Below are 18,273 nucleotides of genomic sequence, written 5' to 3' on the forward strand. Positions count from 1 at the left end.
TGCCCTGACCGTGTATGAAAGCTAAATTACATCTTGTTTTCTCAATAACCATATTTTTTAGTTGCTTTTGCATATACGGGCAACAAAGTTATTGGAAAACAATTCCCAAAAAAGCAAGTTTTAAAAGTGTTTCACGGACCGATATTTCTGAAGCAAAACTGGTATTGACCCTTGATAGGGAGGGTTTTGCAAAGCAAGTGTCCCCAAGTTTGAACGCTAAAAGTGGCCAACAGGTGGTCTACCTTCCCAATAATGAAGGAAATGTAATGCCCTTTAAAATTAAGGAAACCTCTGTTCTGCATCCGGATTTAGCAAAAAAGTATCCGAATATCAAATCTTATACCGGCATAAGTCTAGATGGTAGATATAAAGTTAAACTGAGTAATTCGCACAAGGGTGTCCAGTCCATGGTCGTGGATTTGAAAAATAACAAAACTACCTTTGTGGAACCAGTTTCCGACCAAGAGGACACTTATGTCCTATACGATAAAAAAAACGGGCTGTCCTCAAAAATTGGCTTTACCTGCGGAACGGAGAAAGGTATTTTTGGTATGGTCAATAAATCACTGGGACACACTGAAAAAACTATTGTTCCCTTGGTTGATGGTCAGGAGCTTAGAAAATATAGAATAGCGGTATCGGCATCTGGAGAATATACCCAAGAAATGGGTGGTACGGTTGCGGATGCGTTGGCCGGAATAAATGCGACTTTGACCCGGGTAAACGAAGTTTTCGAAACAGATTTAGGGGTAACATTGGAACTGATTGCCAATAACGATCAAATAATTTTCACCAACCCCAATACGGATCCTTATGGGAATTCACTGAATTCTCAGGTACAGTCGACCATAACCTCTACAATCGGAGAAGAAAATTACGATGTAGGTCATCTTTTTCACCAGGTGGGAGAAGGCGAGGATAACGGTAATGCTGGTTTTATTGGTGCCGTATGCGTAGATAACCGAAAGGGTAGTGCCTTTTCGGCGGCCAACGTGCCTCAGGGCGATGTGTTCGATCTGGACTATGTCGCCCATGAGCTTGGACATCAATTTGGAGCAAACCATACATGGTCTTTTGAATCCGAAGGAACAGGTGTACAGGCAGAACCTGGTAGCGGTACATCCATAATGGGGTATGCCGGTATAGTCGGCGTAAACAATGTTGCTGCAAATGGCGATGACTATTTTCATTACAACAGTATTCTTCAGATTTCCACCTATTTGGAGACTACCTCCTGTGCCCAGACCACAGCATTGGTAAATTCGCCCCCTGTACTTACCCCGGTGGGTGACTTTACCATTCCCAAGGGAACGGCATTTGTTTTGGAGGGCGAGGCTACCGATCCGGATCTGGGCGATGCTTTAACTTATACTTGGGAGCAGATCAATGATGGTTTGGTGACCGTGAATTCGTTTGGGCCAACAAACCCCAATGGTGCCAATTTTAGATCAATGCCGCCAACTAGCGACCCCCGCAGATTTTTTCCAAGGCTGTCCGAAGTGGCGCAGGGCAATCTAACACAGACCAATCCTACTATTTCCGATACTTGGGAATCTGTATCCGAAATAGAGAGGACCCTTAGCTTTGCTTTTACTGTTCGAGACAATGCAATCGGGGGTGGACAGGTGGTTTCCGATATTTTGGATGTTCACGTAATTAAAGCAGCAGGGCCGTTTGTAGTTACCTCTCAAGCAAGTCCGCAAACTTATACCGCCGGTTCCGTACAGGAAATTACTTGGGATGTAGCCAATACCGATTTAGCTCCCGTAAATGCAGAGACCGTGGATGTTTTCCTTTCTCTGGACGGGGGGCTTACTTACCCGATCACACTTTTGGAAAACACGCTCAACGATGGATCCGAGGAAGTGCTTCTTCCAGGAAATGTGTCTACAATGGCACGAATAATGATCAAGGCCAGTGACAATGTTTTCTTTGCGGTCAATTCATCCGATTTTACAATTGAGGAATCGGAAGTGGTGCTGAATTTTGAAAAGCTGGAATACGAAGTTTGTCAACCAAACGATATCATCATCCCATTTGTTTATGAGACCTATAATGGATTTAACGAGAATTCTACCTTTTCGGCAGATGTGCCGAGCGGTTTGCTAGCTGGTTTTTCCCCAGTAGCTGCAACAGTCGATGATAGTGCTGTAGATCTGACCTTGTCCAATACCAATGGTGTTGCCCCGGGCGTGTACGATATTACGGTAACGTCTACTTCTGCTTCGGTAACAAAAAGTGTAGTCTTGTCTCTTAAAGTTCAAGATGGTACATTTTCAAATGTAACTTTGCTTGCACCGGCAAATGGTGAAGTTGGTGTTTCTTTGGACGCTGAATTTAGTTGGAAAGACAATCCTTTATATTCCAGTTATGATTTGGAAATTGCAACGGATGCTGGATTTTCTGATATTGTTGAATCTGCCACCGTACCGTTTACCAAATACAAAACAGTGACCAATTTAGAGGCCGAAACACAATACTTCTGGAGAGTTAGGCCAAGTAATGGATGCGCAAGCGGCACATTTGGAACAATATTCGGTTTTACGACCACCCAGGTCGATTGTAAAAACAGGGAGCCGGGTGATTTGCCCATTTCCATTTCTTCCGGTGCTGCAACCACCATTTCTACATCTGTCATATTTTTGGAAGATCTTCCAATATCCGATGTTAACGTAAATTTGGAATTAGATCATACCTATTTGGAGGACCTAATAATCAAACTTATTTCTCCACAAGGAACCGAAGTTACCTTGATTTCAAACACATGTGGGTCGCAAAACAACATCGACGCAGTTTTCGATGATGATGGTGATCCCCTCGAATGTTCGGGAAGCCCGGCCATATCCGGTACAGTGTCCCCTTTGGGTTCTTTGGCTTCCTTAAAAGGGGAATCAATTCTTGGGGAATGGACATTGGAAATATCGGATACAGCTTCGGGTGATGGTGGTACTTTAATAGGTTTTTCGTTGGACGTGTGTATAGAGGGGGCTTATAGACCCGATGAGGATGAAGATGGTGTGTTTGATGATGGTGACGATCTTTGCTTGGGAACACCAAAGGGAGTCGAAGTAGATACCAACGGTTGTGCTATTTATAGATTTGCTGCAGATAACTTCGAAATAGAACTCCAAAGTGAAACATGTAGGGTGAATAATGATGGAACCATTACGGTGACTCCTTTTGATACATCTATCACCTATACGGCACAGTTGGAGGGTGGAGCAGGAGCTGTTTCTGTTGATTTTACCGATGGACAGACCTTCAATAATTTGTCAGCAGGAGAATATACGCTGTGCATAACCGGTACCAACGGCTTGATAGACTACGAAGAAGTTTGCTACAATTTGGTGATTACCCAACCGGATGTTCTAGACATTGATGCGTTGGTTGATTCTGGTATGGTAACGGTGGAATTAAGAGGTTCGGAATTTTATAACGTAGAATTGAACGGTTTGGTCACCCAGACCGAGAATTCTAAAATTCAACTCCCCTTAAAAGATGGAAATAATGTGCTCAGGGTGAGTTCCGATCTACCATGTCAAGGAGTAGTGGAAAAAAATCTATTCTATTCTTCACGGTCCATACTCTCCCCTAATCCGGTAGATGCGGCCACCGAAGTTTATCTTGGCGGGTACGAAGGAGAACTAGATATAAAAATATTTACCGCTAATGGAAGATTGGTCCATATCGAACGTAGAGCGGTTTTCGGCGAAAACCTAGTGTTAGATCTATCATATTTGGCCAAGGGGATGTATTATTTGGGACTGGAAAAAGAAGGAGAGAACGACATGTTTAAATTCATAAAAAGATGATTCGGAATATAATTGGACTTTTTGTTTTGGCTGTATTTGTTTCTTGTGGTGGAGATGATGGTCCGCCACCGGCCCCGCAAGGTGCAGCTCTGGTATTTCCCGAGGAAAATTCCGAATGTACAACAGGGACGGAGGTTAACCAGACATCTACGCAGGTAACTTTTAGGTGGATGGCATCCAGCAATACGGAGCGTTACACTTTAAATGTTGTGAATTTGAATACCAATGTACCTCAAAATTTATCCACCGTTTCTACCTCGGCCAGTCTCACTTTGGCCAAGGGAACACCATACTCTTGGTCGGTTACTTCACAAAACGCTTCGTCGGATCAAGTAGCGACCAGTGAAACGTGGTTGTTTTACAATGCGGGGTCACAGACCACATATGCTCCGTTTCCGGCTCAGTTGGTACATCCGCTTTCAGGTTCCACGGTAATCAAAGATGTTGCCAATGAAGTTCTATTGAAATGGACAGGTGCAGACGTGGACAACGATATAGAATCTTTCGAGGTGTTTTTGTCCACAACAAATCCGCCGACAACTTCTGTGGGCCTTGCCAATGCAACAGATATGGAGCTTTCTGTAAGTGTTGAATCTGGAACCGTCTATTATTGGAAAGTGGTGACAACAGATCTTGAGGGGAATACCTCGGATTCCGGTGTGTTTGACTTTAAAGTCCTCTAGTTTTTTCTATTTACCGTTGAATTGGTTCATGGTGTTTTTGGTTCCTGCGAACACAAAGGAGCGTATTAGATCTATAGACTTTTTTAAACGTTCGGGCATAGCTTTTTGTTGTTCGTCGTTCCAACGCCCCAATACATAGTCTACTTGTTTGCCTTTGCTGAAATCGGCGCCCACTCCAAACCTAAAACGATTATAACCGCTGGTTTGCAACACATTTTGGATATCTTTTAAGCCGTTATGGCCCCCATCGCTGCCCTTGCTTTTTAGTCGCAATGATCCAAATGGCAGGTTTAGGTCGTCTGTAACGATCAATATATTTTCCATTGGTATGTTTTCCTTGTCCATCCAATATTTTACCGCCTTCCCGCTCAAGTTCATATAGGTAGAAGGTTTTAGGCAAACAACACTTTTTCCCTTGTGTTTAAAGGTGGCTACAGCTCCTAGTTTTGCATTCTCAAAAACAAAGTCCTCCTGCTCGGCCAGATAATCAAGAATTTTAAACCCGATATTATGGCGTGTTTCGTCGTAGTCCGGTCCTATATTTCCTAGACCGACAATCAAAAATTTTTTCATGGGGTCGTTAACTTGTAATAGTTTTTTGGGTGGGCCAAAAAGCTTATTGATGAAATTGAGCATCGCTCGTAATTGAATGGCTTAAAAATACAAAAGCATCCCATATTACTAAAGTAAACAGGGATGCTTATGCTAACTAGTGAAAGGGTTACTCTGCAGCTTCAGCTTGTGGAGCGTCTTCAGCAGGAGCTTCTCCTTCTGCACCTTCTTCGTCTTCATCTTCAGAATCATCAACAGATGTTCTAGAGGCTTTGACCTGTACGATAGCGGTACTGTCCGGGTGCAAGAATGTATAGTCATCGTTAAGAATGGTTTCTACTGCAATAGTTTGACCTATTCTTAATTTAGAAATGTCCACGGTGATAAAATCAGGAAGCAATGCGGGCAAAGCTCTGATCGAAAGTTTTCTTTTTCTGAATAGCAATCGTCCACCATTTTTCACACCTGGGGAGTTTCCTTCCAAACGTACGGGAATACTCATGGTAATTGGTTTGTCCTCGAACAATTGGTAGAAATCCACGTGAAGGATTTTATCCGTTACCGGATGAAACTGAATATCCTGCAAAACTGCGTCAAATTTTTGACCGTCCTCCAATTCAATTACTGCGGTGTAGGCATTTGGGGTGTACACCAAGTCTTTGAATGCAAGCTCATCAGCTGAAAAATGCACTGGCTTATCCCCTCCGTACAGTACGCAAGGGACCTTTCCAGCATTACGTAAGGCTTTGGTAGAAACCTTGCCCACGCTTTCTCTTTGGGATCCTTTGATTGTAATTGACTTCATTGTTATATATTAAAATTGATTTATTTACATTAAAAATTTTGAAGATATCGAAGTGTTGTGGTGTACCCGGTGCATTACATCTGCAAACAGGTCGGCACAGGACAATATCTTTATTTTACTTTGGTTGCTATCTACCGGGATGGAATCTGTTACGATCAATTCCGTTAGTCTTGATTTTTCTATTCTTTCGTAGGCATTACCGGACAAAAGGCCATGGGTTGTAACGGCCCGCACGCTTGCAGCCCCTCTCTCCATCATCAAATCCGCAGCCTTGGTAAGGGTACCTGCGGTATCGACCATATCATCTGCAAGGACCACATTTTTTCCCTGAACGTCACCGATCAGCTCCATGTGGGATATTACATTGGCTTTGGCTCTTTGCTTATAGCAAATAACCACATCGCATTCCAATGCTTTGGAATAGGCATAGGCTCTTTTAGAACCGCCCATGTCCGGAGATGCGATACAAAGGTTGTCAAGATTTAAGCCTTTTAGGTAAGGCAAAAATAGTGTTGAGGCGAACAAGTGGTCCACTGGTTTCTCGAAGAACCCTTGGATTTGATCCGCGTGCAAATCCATGGTAATGATTCGGGTTGCACCTGCGGTCTCCAGCATTTTTGCAACCAATTTAGCGGCAATTGGAACCCTTGGTTTGTCCTTTCTATCTTGTCTTGCCCATCCAAAATAGGGCATAACGGCCGTAATGTGCCTGGCAGATGCTCTTTTGGCGGCATCTAACATCAACAACATTTCCATCAAGTTTTCCGAGCTTGGATTGGTTGAGCCAATAATAAAAATACGGGCTCCTCGGATGGATTCCTCGAACGATGGTTGAAATTCACCATCGCTATAGCGGGAGAATTGGACTTTTCCCAATTCGGCACCATAGGAAGCAGCGATTTTTTTACCGAGCTCTACACTTTGGGTACAAGCAAAAATTTTTGGTTCCGGAACTTGATAGGCCATTACAAACTCTTGTTAACTAGCGTTTTAAAGTACTTTTTTGTAAAGAGGTGCAAATTTAAGAATTAATTCGGGTTGATAAAGTATAAATGAAAGTATTTTTTGGTGATATATAAAAATATTTTTTTAGCTTTGCACTCGCATTTCAAAAATGTGATACCATTTGCCTTGGTGGCGGAACTGGTAGACGCGCTGGATTCAAAATCCAGTGTCTTCGGACGTGTGGGTTCGATTCCCACCCAAGGTACAATTGAAGACCTCGACAATCATAAATTGTCGGGGTCTTGTTGTTTTATTGCCTGCTTTAATTTGTCACTACATCATATGTTATGCAGTCAATAGCTATTTTTCATACTTTTGGATTATGAAAGTCTTGGCGGTCATCTTGTCCTTATTGATTGTGGTCCTGTCATCATTTCCATGTTGCCAGGACGATGATTTGTGCCCCGACTCCACATCTTTGGCCCACACGAAAGAGCATTGTGCGCACGATGATGTTCCACACGATGATGATTCTCATAAAAATCAATCACCTTGTTCCCCATTTTATAATTGTGGTCGATGTTCAGCATTTACTATAAGTTTAAGTTCAATTGATTTTGTGGCATACGAGCCGGAACCTGAGATTTTGCCAGTGCCGTATACTGAATCGTTTTCTAAAGAATTTTACTTTCTAGACTTTAAACCTCCCCGGATTTTTTGAAATATCACTAATTGTTAGTTCACAACTTTCTTGGTAATTCCTGTTTGACCAAGAACACAATCATTTCAAAAAATCAAATTAAATGAAATTTAAAATATTAATGGTACTGTCCCTGTTCAGGATGGTATCCGCGTTTGCACAAAGCACATTGAATGTGTCAGTTAAAGATTCCCATAGCAATGAACCCCTGATCGGTGTCACGGCCATTCTGGAATCCCTGGAAATAGGAGCAATTTCCGATGAGAATGGGAACATTCAAATAGAAAATATTCCTAATGGCACCTTTATATTACAGTTAAGCTATATAGGATATGCACCTATTAAAAAATCATTGACATTCCCATTGGATCCAGAATCACAGGGACAAATATTTGCCATGGTGCCACAAACGGAAGAAATGGAAGAGGTTACCCTGGTATCTACTAGGAGCACCCGAACCATTGAGGATATCCCGACGAGGGTGGAAGTAATTGCAGGGGAGGAGCTTTCCGAAAAAGGGAATATGAAACCGGGGGATATCCGTATGCTTTTAAATGAAAGTACCGGAATACGTACACAACAGACCTCGGCAACAAGTTATAATTCCAGTATACGCATCCAGGGCTTGGATGGTAAGTACACCCAGTTACTGAGGGATGGATTCCCATTGTACTCTGGATTTGCCAGTGGCCTAAGCCTAATGCAAATTGCCCCTTTGGATCTTAAACAAGTTGAGGTTATCAAGGGGTCAAGCTCCACTTTGTACGGTGGGGGCGCTATTGCTGGCTTGGTCAACCTTATTTCCAAAACCCCGGAAGACGCTCCTGAACTTAGTTTTATGGCCAATGCTACTTCGGCACTCGGTTTGGATCTGAGCGGTTTTTATTCCCAAAAGTTTGATAAGGTCGGCACCACCGTGTTCGCTTCCTATAATTTAGGAACACCCTATGATCCAGCAGATATTGGATTAACAGCCATTCCAGAGTTTGATAGGGTCACCCTAAACCCAAAATTATATTGGTATTTGGATGAGAAGACCGAATTGATGTTGGGTATGAATGCCATTTGGGAAGATCGTCTTGGAGGTAATATGGATTATGTCAAGGGTGACGAAGTGGTCGATCCTTATTTTGAATCGAACGAAACCGAAAGGCTCTCCACCCAACTGGGGTTCAAACATTCTTTTAATGAACAAAACCGTTTAGAGCTCAAAAACAGTTTTAGTTTTTATGATAGAACCATCCAGGTGCCGGATTTTACTTTTTCTGGTTATCAACGCTCATCTTTTAGTGAACTTAATTATGCCAACAATTCAGATAGTGGATCGGAATGGGTGTTTGGGGCAAATCTTTGGACGGAATATTTTAATGATACCCGTGGCGATGAGTCCCAAGCTTTGGATCAATCCTTCCAGATACTTGGATTGTTTGCCCAAAATGTATGGCCCATTGATGAAACTTTGTCCTTGGAAACCGGTTTTCGGGCGGATTTCCATTCTGATTATGGCGCAATGGCCCTGCCCAGATTATCCGTACTCTTTGAACCCAGCCAATCCCTCACCTTTAGATTGGGGGGCGGAATGGGCTACAAAACGCCCACTGTGTTTACCGAAGATGCCGAACGGGTACAGTTTAGGAATGTATTGCCCATCGATGTGGACCAGACCGATCTTGAAAGGTCCATCGGGGGTAATTTTGATGTAAACTATAAATGGACACCTTTTCCCGGTGTGGTTATGACCCTGAACACTTTGCTTTTTTATACTAAAATTGATGACCCCATGGTATTGGAATTAACTGATAGTGGATACTATACTTTTCTACAACCAGATGGCTATGTGGATACCCGTGGGGCAGAGGTGAACTTGAAAGTGAAGTATGGGGATTTTAAATTGTTCACCGGATATACCCATGCCAATGTAGAACAACATCAAAATGGCACGGTAACAGATTTTCCATTGGTGGCCAAACATCGTCTGAACAATGTATTGATGTATGAAAAAGAAGAGAAATTTTGGGTAGGATTGGAAGCCTATTATTATAGCCCCCAAAAGTTGAGCACAGGAGAAACGGGGCAATCCTATTGGATAATGGGACTCATGAGTGAAAAGAAGTTTGGTGATAAATTTTCAATCTTTCTGAATTTTGAGAACTTTTTGGATACTCGCCAAACACGATTTGACCAAATATATACGGGAAGCCTCAGTGACCCACAGTTTACTGATATTTATGCGCCAGTAGATGGGTTTGTAGTAAATGGTGGAGTGAAAATCAAGCTTTAGCCAAAACCCGATTGAATGGAATGAAGCTGACTAAAAAGTCGATTTACGCCAAACTGAACTTGATTGAGTGTCTCATCATAATTTGCGTATCAGCATAATGGGACATCGAATTGAATTCAGAATGATGTATTTCCGAACATTTTAGTCAGCTTCATTTTTTATGTCAAATATTGATATTAAGATACACGGAAAACCTGTTTTTGACTTCGACTTTTCCATTGTTCAGGTCCTGTGCAATGGGTAACATGGTAGAAACGCCCAGGGCGTATTGTTTAAAATTCACTTCGGCGCCCAATTTGCCAAAAAAAGCACTTCCCCCCGTATCGGCTACCTCTAAACCGTATTCTTCATTTTTGTCGAAATACTCACCGCCAACACCAAGTTGGGGGGTTAACGCAAAATTAGTCCCAAAATAATAGGTTTTGTAGGTGTTGAGAGCGTAATTAAACTGATTTCCAAAACGATATTCTTTATCGTTTTTCGACTTAATGGTGTAATTGGCCATAACGGACAAGCCCCAATTTCGATGGGTGATACCATAATTGGCGGCCAACAGATAATCCCAGCTGCCGGTTCCCAATTGAAAACTGGGGTTGACACTGCCTTCAAGGTTTGCTTCATCAAACTTGCCTGTGGGCATTTTAACACCACCTCCCAATTGCAAAGTATGTCGGGGTTTGATTGAGATAATGCTATCCGGGGTTTGTTTCAGTATTTGATAGAACCCAAGAATGGTAGCATCGCCCATTCCGTTGATGCTTTGTTCCGTATTATCTGCAAATTCCCTATAGTGGAACTGATAGGGGAGTACGGCATTGATGATAAAACGCTCTCCAAGTGGAATCTGTGTCCATAATTGTAGGGTATTGAAGTGCTCATCAATCCACGGCGAATTGGCAAAAATACCATCACGGGACTGATAACGCTGGGCTATATACCTGAGCCCTATGAAATTGTTGTTCAATCCGGTGCCAAAACCCATGCTTCCGCCATTTCCGCTACAGCCGCAAGTATCGCAAAAATCATCGAACATCATTAGGGTTGCCGATGTGGTTTTGGTACATGGATTTACGGGTGTTTTATTGGATGTCCCGGTATGGATTCCTAAAATCAATAAAAAAAGTAGTGTTATGTAAATTTTCATAAGGTTAGTATTCGGCGAATCTTTCGTCATTAATAAATTCTTGATCGGTAAGGGTATTTAAAAAGGCGATCAGGGCTAGTTTTTCTGTTTCGACCAGAGAAATTCCCAGACCTTCATCTGTTTTTAACAAGGGGTCCAGCGTGGGTGAGTCCTGAACCCCATTTTGATAGAAGTTCAGTACGGACTCCAAGCTTCCAAATCTACCATCGTGCATGTATGGGGCGGTCAGGGCCACATTCCTTAAACTGGGCACCTTGAACTTGTAATTGTCATCCGAACTGCCACTTACCAAAGCCCTTCCCAAATCATTGATATTTGGATTAGGGGGCAAGCCATTGTTCCTAAAACTTCCATCGGAAAACAGGTCGGAGGTGTGGCAGCTAGCGCATTTTTCTTTGAAAATTGACATGCCTTGAAGTTCTTGGTCGGTCAAAGTAACCCCATCTTCGTTCCGTACATATTTGTCGTATTTGGAGTTATAAGAAACCATCATCACCATAAACTGTGCAATGGCTTTCAAAAAGTTCTCGTGGCTTACCCCGCCTTCTTCAAAAGCGGCATTGAATGCATTTTGGTAATCGCCATCTTTCTGTAATTTTTGAAGAATTCCTGTCATGGTTTCTCCCATTTCCACCTCGTTTGTAATCGGGATTATGGGAAAAAGATCCAAGTGATTGGTGGCTCCGTCCCAAGCGAATTCCGAAAAGAAAGCCATGTTGGCAATCGAGGGAGTGTTTCGGGTTCCTTCCAAATCGTTTATGCCATGGCTAAATTGATGACCATGGTGCGTGAACGAAAATTTTTGTTCATGACAAAAACCACAGGATATAAAACCGTTTGCTGATAATTTGCCATCATAAAACAGTTTTTTTCCCAATTCAAAACCGAATTTGGTAGGAGGATTGGCTTCTACATTATAGATCATTGGCGGAAAGTTTGAAGGTATGGTAACGGACAAGAGTTCGTTGTCACCAATACTCCGGTACTCCTCATCGTTTTGGCTGCAGGCAGATAACATCATTAGCAGGATTGCCCATATTAGATGTTTCATAGGTGTAAAATTGAATTTGAGGGCTGTTCATTTTATGAACAGCCCATAAAATCTAGTGTGAGCTTCCGTCTCCGTTGTGTACGTGATCCACAGTGAACATATTTGATGTGTTTGTGGCGATTAGGGGTGATTTTTCCTCGCTGACCATAATTACCGCTTGTTCGGTAAGCGATATTTTATGTTGTCCATCCAGTATATTGCCGGCATTGGCCACAATATGGATTATCGGGGTCATATCATCACTGACCAAGGCATCTGTTCCAAGGCTTAGCGTGGTTTCTTTGTAATTGTCCAAGCTGGAACCGTGACTTCCCATATGAATTTTAAAATTGGTGTCATCGGTAACCGTGGCCGAGGTAAACGTTCCCTCAAAATTCAGGAACTTGTAGCCAGCTTGCCAGGACCACATCATGTTATTGTTTTCAGCTTGGGTAAGGAGGTCTCCCTGTCCTTCGGCTCCCAAGAGATACTTTTCTTGGTCCACACCAATTCCAAACGTTATTGAAGTGTACTTGCCGGTAGGAACATCGTAAAGAACTACTTCTGTTTTTCCGGTTTCTTCGCTTGTTATAAAAAAGCCCGTATCCTTAGGATAGGTGAATATGTTACCATCTTCATCGGTCAGCCTAAAATTTCCGACAATGTAGTTCAGGCGTTCTATGGTCAAGGTCTCATTCTGGGAATTGGTGTAGGAAGACCCTAGAATAAGGTCGTCCCCGGATACGCTGTTGTCAAATTCAATTTTTACCATTCCGGTACCTGTTAGTTGCGTAGAATCGTCATCGCTGCTGCATGATGCCAATAAAATGGATAAGAATAAAGCGGTAGATAATTTATAAATTGATTTCATCTGTAATACAAATAGTTATGAGTTGGGAAGCCTCTGCTTAAAAGCCCCCCGGATTAAAAATGTTATATACATGTGCCAAAGGCGCAGTACTTAAAAGTATAGGCACAGTTGCTTTTTTCCCTTTAGGGAAATAGCACAGCTATAAAAAAGGTCGGTGTTAACAGATGATGGGCGGGCGAAAAACTGAAGCTGTAAATTGGCGCGGTTTGCTAGAGGTAAATTCAGGTAGTTGGTCGTTTTCCAAAGTTTGCGGAGTAAAATCACAAAAAAGAATATCCACAAAGCCGATGGGATACTCTTTCATGTTAATAGAGGGTAGATTTTGCTTTTTTTCGTCTTGTTCTTCTTGCAGCATTTTGGACAGATAGCACTTACCGTTACAGTTGAGCATTGGTTTGTCCTTGTTCACGCACAAATACTCGGCAATGTAGTCTTGGTTGACCACATATTCAAAAACAGGAAGTACGGGCCTTAACATGGCCATTACATACAAAAGTGTGAACAATATGGGAAGACTCCGCTGTTTCAAGAAAAATTTTTTGAACCTGTACAAATATAATCCACTTAATTGATAGATGTAAAAAAAGCTGCCTGTTTTAAGCAGCTTTTAGTTCTTTTTCCAAAGCTATGAAACAGGATAGTTTTTTTTGGGGGCTATAATGTGGCAATATTTTGATGTGACATAGATAAGGTTCGCCATTTTTGCGATAGTTAATCACCGCGCCATCAAAACTGTGATGCGCGTTTAACTGTTCCCTAATTTCTTTTTTGATGGTTTTTGATGTTTCTTTTCCTTGTAAAAAGCTCGGTTTTTTTTGTAGCGCGTAATTTTTTCGATACCCTGTCATTTCTATAAAACCATCATTCACCCAAAGAATGGAATGGTCCGGGTCGGTAACGACCAGGGCGTCGTAGTTTTCCTTTTTTATAAGACTCTGATTCTCTTGCGATATTTCCTCACCAAGCAGGTAGGTGATTTTCTTTAGGTCTGCTTCTTTTTTTAGGTTGCCCAGTAACCTGTGATAGCTTTCCAAATAAAAATCAAAGCTTAGTAATGGGGATGCCTGGAGTTTGTTGTCTTTCGTCATTGTTTTGTTCTACGTTAAATTAAACCACTGAAATTGGTGTTTTGTCCTGGTTCAAGGCAACAAAGGTGAACTGGCCGCAGATGGCCTTTTCCCTTTGGCTGGAATACATTTCTTCCAAATAAATGTCCACTTGCACTTTTAAACTTTTGTTGCCCACCTTTATTACTTCGCCTATCAGTTCAATAATGGTACCTGCAGGAATTGGGTGGTCAAAATCTATACGATCTGTACTTACGGTCACCATTCGTTTTCTGCTGAACCGTGTTGCAGTAATAAAGGCAACCTCGTCCATTAGGCTAAGTGCGGTTCCGCCAAACAAGGTGTCGTAGTGGTTTACGGTATTGGGGAATACCGCTTTAAAAATGTTTGTTTTTGATCGCTTTATGCGTTCGCTGATTTCCATGGCAAAAGCTTTTATAAAATTGAACAATTAGATAAAAGCTCCTTAGCTCAACTTCGCAATGCCTTAAACAAGTGGAACGTGTGTGGAGTTTTGCCGGATAAGCCGGTGAAAGTTCAAACGTTCGACTTGCCCTTTACGCGAAGGCATCGTCAAAATCCTACAAAGTAGGAACGAAATGGGCAGGTATCCTGGCTTGTTCGATTTTTGCCACCTTCTCATCTTTTTTTGGGAAAGACAATGGTTTTTTGCAAAAACATACTATTCCAAAAACGGAATCGAACTTACAGTTGCGCGTCAGCTCGTGATTTACACACGATTCCCTTTTAATTCCGATATGTGTCGGAAACCCTATCGTTATGATAAAGAAATTAAGTAAAGAACTTATTTGGTGGTAAATGTATCGAAATTTGAATTTACCTTGAAATTATTTCTGTCCGAATTTTATGCGGTAAAATTTAATGAACAGATCTTTTGGGGTTGGTGCTTGGGCGGAATTGGACAAATGATCTTTTTTTTGATTGAAATCTGCTTAAAGCCTTATGTAATAAGGGTGTTTGGGATTATATGTTTGTAATTGTTAAAAAACTGTGAAAAAGTATTTCTTGGCAGTCGGTTCCAATGTGGATTTTTCTCAGCCCTTATCCTACGTTTGTTCCCATGGATTTTGACTGTCAAAAATTTCGAATGTTGATAACAGTGTTAAGAACCTGATCGACGAAACTTCAAATCGAAGTGAAGAAAATATGAATTTTACAGTCAAGCTATTTTTTCAACTCCAAACCGTTTTCTTCATGCAGATAACTCATATAACTAAGAGGGATTTTAGTACGCAAGAATTTGATTTACACAAGATTACGAATGCAATCTTGAAAGCCATGACAGCTGTGGAGCATGGCCAGATCACCGATGCGCAGACCATTGCCAGCAACGTAAATAAAGAGTTGTTGGAACGAAAGAGCCAAGACCAACATTATGTGCCCACTGTTGAAGAAGTGCAAGATGTTGTAGAGAACCAACTTATGGACAGTGAGTTCCACGATGTGGCAAAAGCGTACATTATTTATAGGAACAAAAGGGCCCAAATGCGGGAGTCCGATATTTTTGAAAAACGAATAAACCTTAAACCTTACGAATACCCACAATTATACGAATACGTTCCCGCGATCAGACACTCGTATTGGATACATACTGAGTTTAACTTTACCAGCGATATCCAAGATTTTAAATCCGGATTGACCGAAGTGGAACGAAGTGCCATTAAAAATACCATGTTGGCCATTTCCCAGATCGAGGTGGCCGTAAAAACATTTTGGGGCGACATATACCATCGTATGCCAAAACCAGAAATAGGTTCGGTGGGAGCCACATTTGCGGAGAGCGAGGTGCGCCACCACGATGCTTACTCGCACCTACTGGAAATTTTGGGACTGAACCAAGAGTTTGAAAACCTGAAGAAGAAACCGGTGATCATGAAAAGAGTGCAGTATTTGGAGACGGCACTTAAAAATGCAAAAAGCGAAAACAATAAGGAGTATGCCGAGTCCATTTTGCTATTTTCCCTTTTTATCGAACATGTTTCCCTTTTCTCCCAGTTCCTGATCATTATGGCGTTCAACAAACATAAAAATGTACTGAAGGGAATTTCGAACGTTGTGGAGGCGACTTCCAAAGAAGAGCAGATCCATGGTGATTTTGGTATCGATGTAATCAATATCATCAAAAAAGAACACCCGGAATGGTTCGATGATGCATACAAGGAAATGATCCAAGATATCTGTGAGAAGGCATTTGAATCGGAAAGTAAAATAGTGGATTGGATATTTGAAGCTGGTGAATTGGATTTCTTGCCCAAAAACTTGGTAAACGAGTTTATCAAGAACAGATTCAACAACTCATTGGAGAGTATCGGGATTTCTAAAATATTTGATGTCGATCAAAAATTATTGGAGCAGACCGAATGGTTCGATGACGAGATCATTGGAACAAAACACGGAGACTTTTTTGTAAAAAGATCCATTAACTATAGCAAAAGAACACAAAGTATAACAAGCGACGACCTTTTTTAAATTATGGAGAAGAGAACACAACTAACCCCGACCACAGACCAAAAACAAGACAATAAAACACAAGAACTTGTAAACGCAAGAAAGGATACCTTGTCCAAACTTAAAACCGAGGAAGACAAGGGGTTCGAATGGTTGAACGAGTATAGCCGAAAGTTTTTGGCATCTGGGTACCTAACCGAGGGCGTAACCCCTGAAGGGCGTATCCGCGAGATTGCCGATAGGGCCGAGGAGATATTGCAAATTCCTGGGTATTCGGATAAATTTTATGGATATATGTCCGAAGGATTTTTCTCCTTGGCATCTCCAGTTTGGTCCAATTTTGGTAAAAAACGTGGTTTGCCCATTAGTTGCTTTGGCTCACATATCGACGATGATATGGGGAATATCCTTTATACACAGTCCGAGGTAGGAATGATGTCCAAACTAGGTGGTGGGACATCGGGATATTTTGGAAATATTAGGCACAGGGGTGCTCCTGTAAAAAATAATGGTCAAGCCTCGGGAGCAGTTCATATTATGCAGTTGTTCGAATCCATGGTGGATGTGGTTAGCCAAGGTTCGGTTCGTCGCGGTCGTTTTTCTCCATATTTACCAATCGATCACAAAGACATTATGGAATTTTTGGAAATTGGTACCGAAGGTAATCCAATCCAGCAATTAACACATGGTGTAACAGTGACCAACCAGTGGATGCAGGAAATGGTCGAAGGCGATGTTGAAAAAAGGACCGTTTGGGCCAAAGTGTTGCAACGTAGGGGTGAAATGGGATATCCGTATGTGTTCTTTACCGATAATGCCAATGATGGTGCAGCGGATGTATACAAGGACAAGAACCACCGTATTCATGCCAGTAACCTGTGTACAGAGATTATGTTGCCATCTAATGATAATTGGTCTTTTGTTTGTGTGCTCTCCAGCGTAAACTTGATGCATTACGATAAATGGAAAAAAACCGATGCGGTAGAGACCATGGTCCATTTCTTGGATGCAGTAATTACAGAGTTCATCGAAAAATTGGAGGCTTACAGAGATTCTTCGGACAGAGAGGACAGACAGACTTTCCTATTTATGGAAAGAGCTTACAACTTTGCAAAGCAAAACCGTTCCTTGGGTCTTGGGGTCTTGGGCTGGCATTCTTTATTGCAGTCCAAAAGAGTGGCCTTTAACAGTCAAGAAGCGTATAACTTGAACAGCGAAATTTTTAGGGAAATCAAAGAACGTTCCTACAAAGCTTCAGAACAATTGGCCGAACGATTTGGTGAACCGGAGGTGTTGAAAGGTTACGGAAGGCGTAACGCAACATTGAATGCGATTGCGCCTACTACCTCATCTGCCTTTATTTTGGGCCAAGTATCCCAAGGTATCGAACCAATTTGGTCCAACTGTTATGTAAAGGATATTGCCAAGATCAAGACAACTATCAAGAACCCATTTTTAATGGATTTGCTGGAAGAAAAAGGGCAAAACACTCCGGAAGTTTGGAAAAGTATCCGTGATATGGATGGTTCTGTACAACATTTGGACTTTTTGACCGAAGAAGAAAAGGCGGTCTTTAAAACCTATTCAGAAATAGATCAACTTGATATAATTTATCAAGCTGCCAATAGGCAGAACCATATAGATCAAGGGCAATCGGTGAACATTATTGTGCACCCGGACATGCCTACCAAGGATATCAACAAAATCCACGTTACCGCTTGGAAATTGGGACTTAAATCCCTGTACTACCAGCATAGCATGAATGCTGCACAAAAATTCAAGCAAAAGAAGGATTGTGTGAGCTGTGAGGCATAGAAAATCCAAATTTGACATTAAAAAAGGAGGTCCCGACAACGGGACCTCCTTTTTTTTGTTCTATTGAAGAAGACTTTATTTAAATACGGGACCAATCAT

At 41.8% G+C, this 18,273-nt stretch carries 14 protein-coding genes, 1 tRNA gene and 1 riboswitch; of the genes, 6 read left to right on the plus strand and 9 right to left on the minus strand.

Annotated features, from left to right (window positions below):
• Positions 1-14 precede the first annotated feature (14 nt).
• Both MJO53_RS08765 and MJO53_RS08770 read left to right on the plus strand, forming a co-directional pair.
• Positions 15-3,812: a reprolysin-like metallopeptidase gene (locus tag MJO53_RS08765; RefSeq protein ID WP_252078804.1), complete on the plus strand. Its 3,798-nt coding sequence runs from the start codon at positions 15-17 to the stop codon at positions 3,810-3,812.
• Positions 3,809-4,495 carry a hypothetical protein gene (locus MJO53_RS08770; protein WP_252078805.1) on the plus strand — a complete coding sequence of 229 codons (687 nt, stop codon included), beginning with the start codon at positions 3,809-3,811 and terminating at the stop codon, positions 4,493-4,495. The genes MJO53_RS08765 and MJO53_RS08770 overlap by 4 nt, the downstream gene beginning before the upstream one ends.
• 6 nt (positions 4,496-4,501) lie before the next feature.
• On the opposite strand, the gene pth is transcribed toward MJO53_RS08770, so the two are convergent.
• The 3 genes from pth to MJO53_RS08785 form a co-directional block, all read right to left on the minus strand.
• Complete coding sequence (gene pth / locus MJO53_RS08775) at positions 4,502-5,131, minus strand: aminoacyl-tRNA hydrolase (RefSeq protein ID WP_224835685.1); 630 nt, start codon at positions 5,129-5,131, stop codon at positions 4,502-4,504.
• 85 nt (positions 5,132-5,216) lie between these two features.
• Complete coding sequence (locus MJO53_RS08780; RefSeq protein ID WP_252078806.1) at positions 5,217-5,852, minus strand: 50S ribosomal protein L25/general stress protein Ctc; 636 nt, start codon at positions 5,850-5,852, stop codon at positions 5,217-5,219.
• A gap of 24 nt (positions 5,853-5,876) precedes the next feature.
• The gene (locus tag MJO53_RS08785; protein WP_224835683.1) at positions 5,877-6,818 is read right to left on the minus strand and encodes a ribose-phosphate pyrophosphokinase; all 942 of its coding nucleotides are present in this window, start codon (positions 6,816-6,818) and stop codon (positions 5,877-5,879) included.
• A 162-nt stretch (positions 6,819-6,980) separates the two neighbouring features.
• On the opposite strand from MJO53_RS08785, the gene MJO53_RS08790 reads away from it, so the two are divergent.
• Positions 6,981-7,062, plus strand: a tRNA-Leu gene (locus MJO53_RS08790).
• 538 nt (positions 7,063-7,600) lie between these two features.
• Positions 7,601-9,778 (plus strand): TonB-dependent receptor, encoded by a 2,178-nt coding sequence (locus tag MJO53_RS08795; RefSeq protein WP_252078807.1) that lies wholly within the window; start codon positions 7,601-7,603, stop codon positions 9,776-9,778.
• 163 nt (positions 9,779-9,941) lie between these two features.
• Here MJO53_RS08795 and MJO53_RS08800 read toward each other — a convergent pair whose 3' ends face one another.
• From MJO53_RS08800 to MJO53_RS08825, 6 genes are all read right to left on the minus strand, one after another.
• Positions 9,942-10,922 carry a transporter gene (locus MJO53_RS08800; protein ID WP_252078808.1) on the minus strand — a complete coding sequence of 327 codons (981 nt, stop codon included), beginning with the start codon at positions 10,920-10,922 and terminating at the stop codon, positions 9,942-9,944.
• 4 nt (positions 10,923-10,926) lie between these two features.
• Positions 10,927-11,973 (minus strand): cytochrome-c peroxidase, encoded by a 1,047-nt coding sequence (locus tag MJO53_RS08805; protein ID WP_252078809.1) that lies wholly within the window; start codon positions 11,971-11,973, stop codon positions 10,927-10,929.
• A 52-nt stretch (positions 11,974-12,025) separates the two neighbouring features.
• Positions 12,026-12,823 carry an MbnP family protein gene (locus tag MJO53_RS08810; RefSeq protein ID WP_252078810.1) on the minus strand — a complete coding sequence of 266 codons (798 nt, stop codon included), beginning with the start codon at positions 12,821-12,823 and terminating at the stop codon, positions 12,026-12,028.
• A gap of 157 nt (positions 12,824-12,980) precedes the next feature.
• The gene (locus MJO53_RS08815; protein ID WP_420485394.1) at positions 12,981-13,352 is read right to left on the minus strand and encodes a hypothetical protein; all 372 of its coding nucleotides are present in this window, start codon (positions 13,350-13,352) and stop codon (positions 12,981-12,983) included.
• 67 nt (positions 13,353-13,419) lie between these two features.
• The gene (locus MJO53_RS08820) at positions 13,420-13,911 is read right to left on the minus strand and encodes a PAS domain-containing protein (protein WP_252078811.1); all 492 of its coding nucleotides are present in this window, start codon (positions 13,909-13,911) and stop codon (positions 13,420-13,422) included.
• Between the two features lie 19 nt (positions 13,912-13,930).
• Positions 13,931-14,314, minus strand: coding sequence for an acyl-CoA thioesterase (locus MJO53_RS08825; protein ID WP_252078812.1), 384 nt, complete (start codon positions 14,312-14,314; stop codon positions 13,931-13,933).
• A 160-nt stretch (positions 14,315-14,474) separates the two neighbouring features.
• A riboswitch (cobalamin riboswitch) is annotated at positions 14,475-14,680 on the minus strand.
• 425 nt (positions 14,681-15,105) lie between these two features.
• Here MJO53_RS08825 and MJO53_RS08830 point away from each other — a divergent pair.
• On the plus strand, positions 15,106-16,380 hold the full coding sequence (locus MJO53_RS08830; protein ID WP_224835676.1) for a ribonucleotide-diphosphate reductase subunit beta: 1,275 nt from the start codon (positions 15,106-15,108) through the stop codon (positions 16,378-16,380).
• Positions 16,381-16,383: 3 nt separating this feature from the next.
• The gene (locus MJO53_RS08835; protein ID WP_252078813.1) at positions 16,384-18,174 is read left to right on the plus strand and encodes a ribonucleoside-diphosphate reductase subunit alpha; all 1,791 of its coding nucleotides are present in this window, start codon (positions 16,384-16,386) and stop codon (positions 18,172-18,174) included.
• Positions 18,175-18,273: the final 99 nt, after the last annotated feature.

The sequence above is a fragment of the Flagellimonas marinaquae genome, assembly GCF_023716465.1.
GTDB lineage: Bacteria > Bacteroidota > Bacteroidia > Flavobacteriales > Flavobacteriaceae > Flagellimonas > Flagellimonas alginolytica.

Excerpts from the sequence above, each read along its gene's own strand:
- MJO53_RS08810 (WP_252078810.1), bottom strand. The coding sequence starts at position 12,823 with ATGAAATCAATTTATAAATTATCTACCGCTTTATTCTTATCCATTTTA.
- MJO53_RS08785 (WP_224835683.1), bottom strand. The coding sequence starts at position 6,818 with ATGGCCTATCAAGTTCCGGAACCAAAAATTTTTGCTTGTACCCAAAGT.
- MJO53_RS08830 (WP_224835676.1), top strand. The coding sequence starts at position 15,106 with ATGCAGATAACTCATATAACTAAGAGGGATTTTAGTACGCAAGAATTT.
- MJO53_RS08780 (WP_252078806.1), bottom strand. The coding sequence starts at position 5,852 with ATGAAGTCAATTACAATCAAAGGATCCCAAAGAGAAAGCGTGGGCAAG.
- pth (WP_224835685.1), bottom strand. The coding sequence starts at position 5,131 with ATGCTCAATTTCATCAATAAGCTTTTTGGCCCACCCAAAAAACTATTA.
- MJO53_RS08795 (WP_252078807.1), top strand. The coding sequence starts at position 7,601 with ATGAAATTTAAAATATTAATGGTACTGTCCCTGTTCAGGATGGTATCC.
- MJO53_RS08805 (WP_252078809.1), bottom strand. The coding sequence starts at position 11,973 with ATGAAACATCTAATATGGGCAATCCTGCTAATGATGTTATCTGCCTGC.
- MJO53_RS08825 (WP_252078812.1), bottom strand. The coding sequence starts at position 14,314 with ATGGAAATCAGCGAACGCATAAAGCGATCAAAAACAAACATTTTTAAA.
- MJO53_RS08835 (WP_252078813.1), top strand. The coding sequence starts at position 16,384 with ATGGAGAAGAGAACACAACTAACCCCGACCACAGACCAAAAACAAGAC.
- MJO53_RS08800 (WP_252078808.1), bottom strand. The coding sequence starts at position 10,922 with ATGAAAATTTACATAACACTACTTTTTTTATTGATTTTAGGAATCCAT.
- MJO53_RS08820 (WP_252078811.1), bottom strand. The coding sequence starts at position 13,911 with ATGACGAAAGACAACAAACTCCAGGCATCCCCATTACTAAGCTTTGAT.
- MJO53_RS08770 (WP_252078805.1), top strand. The coding sequence starts at position 3,809 with ATGATTCGGAATATAATTGGACTTTTTGTTTTGGCTGTATTTGTTTCT.
- MJO53_RS08765 (WP_252078804.1), top strand. The coding sequence starts at position 15 with ATGAAAGCTAAATTACATCTTGTTTTCTCAATAACCATATTTTTTAGT.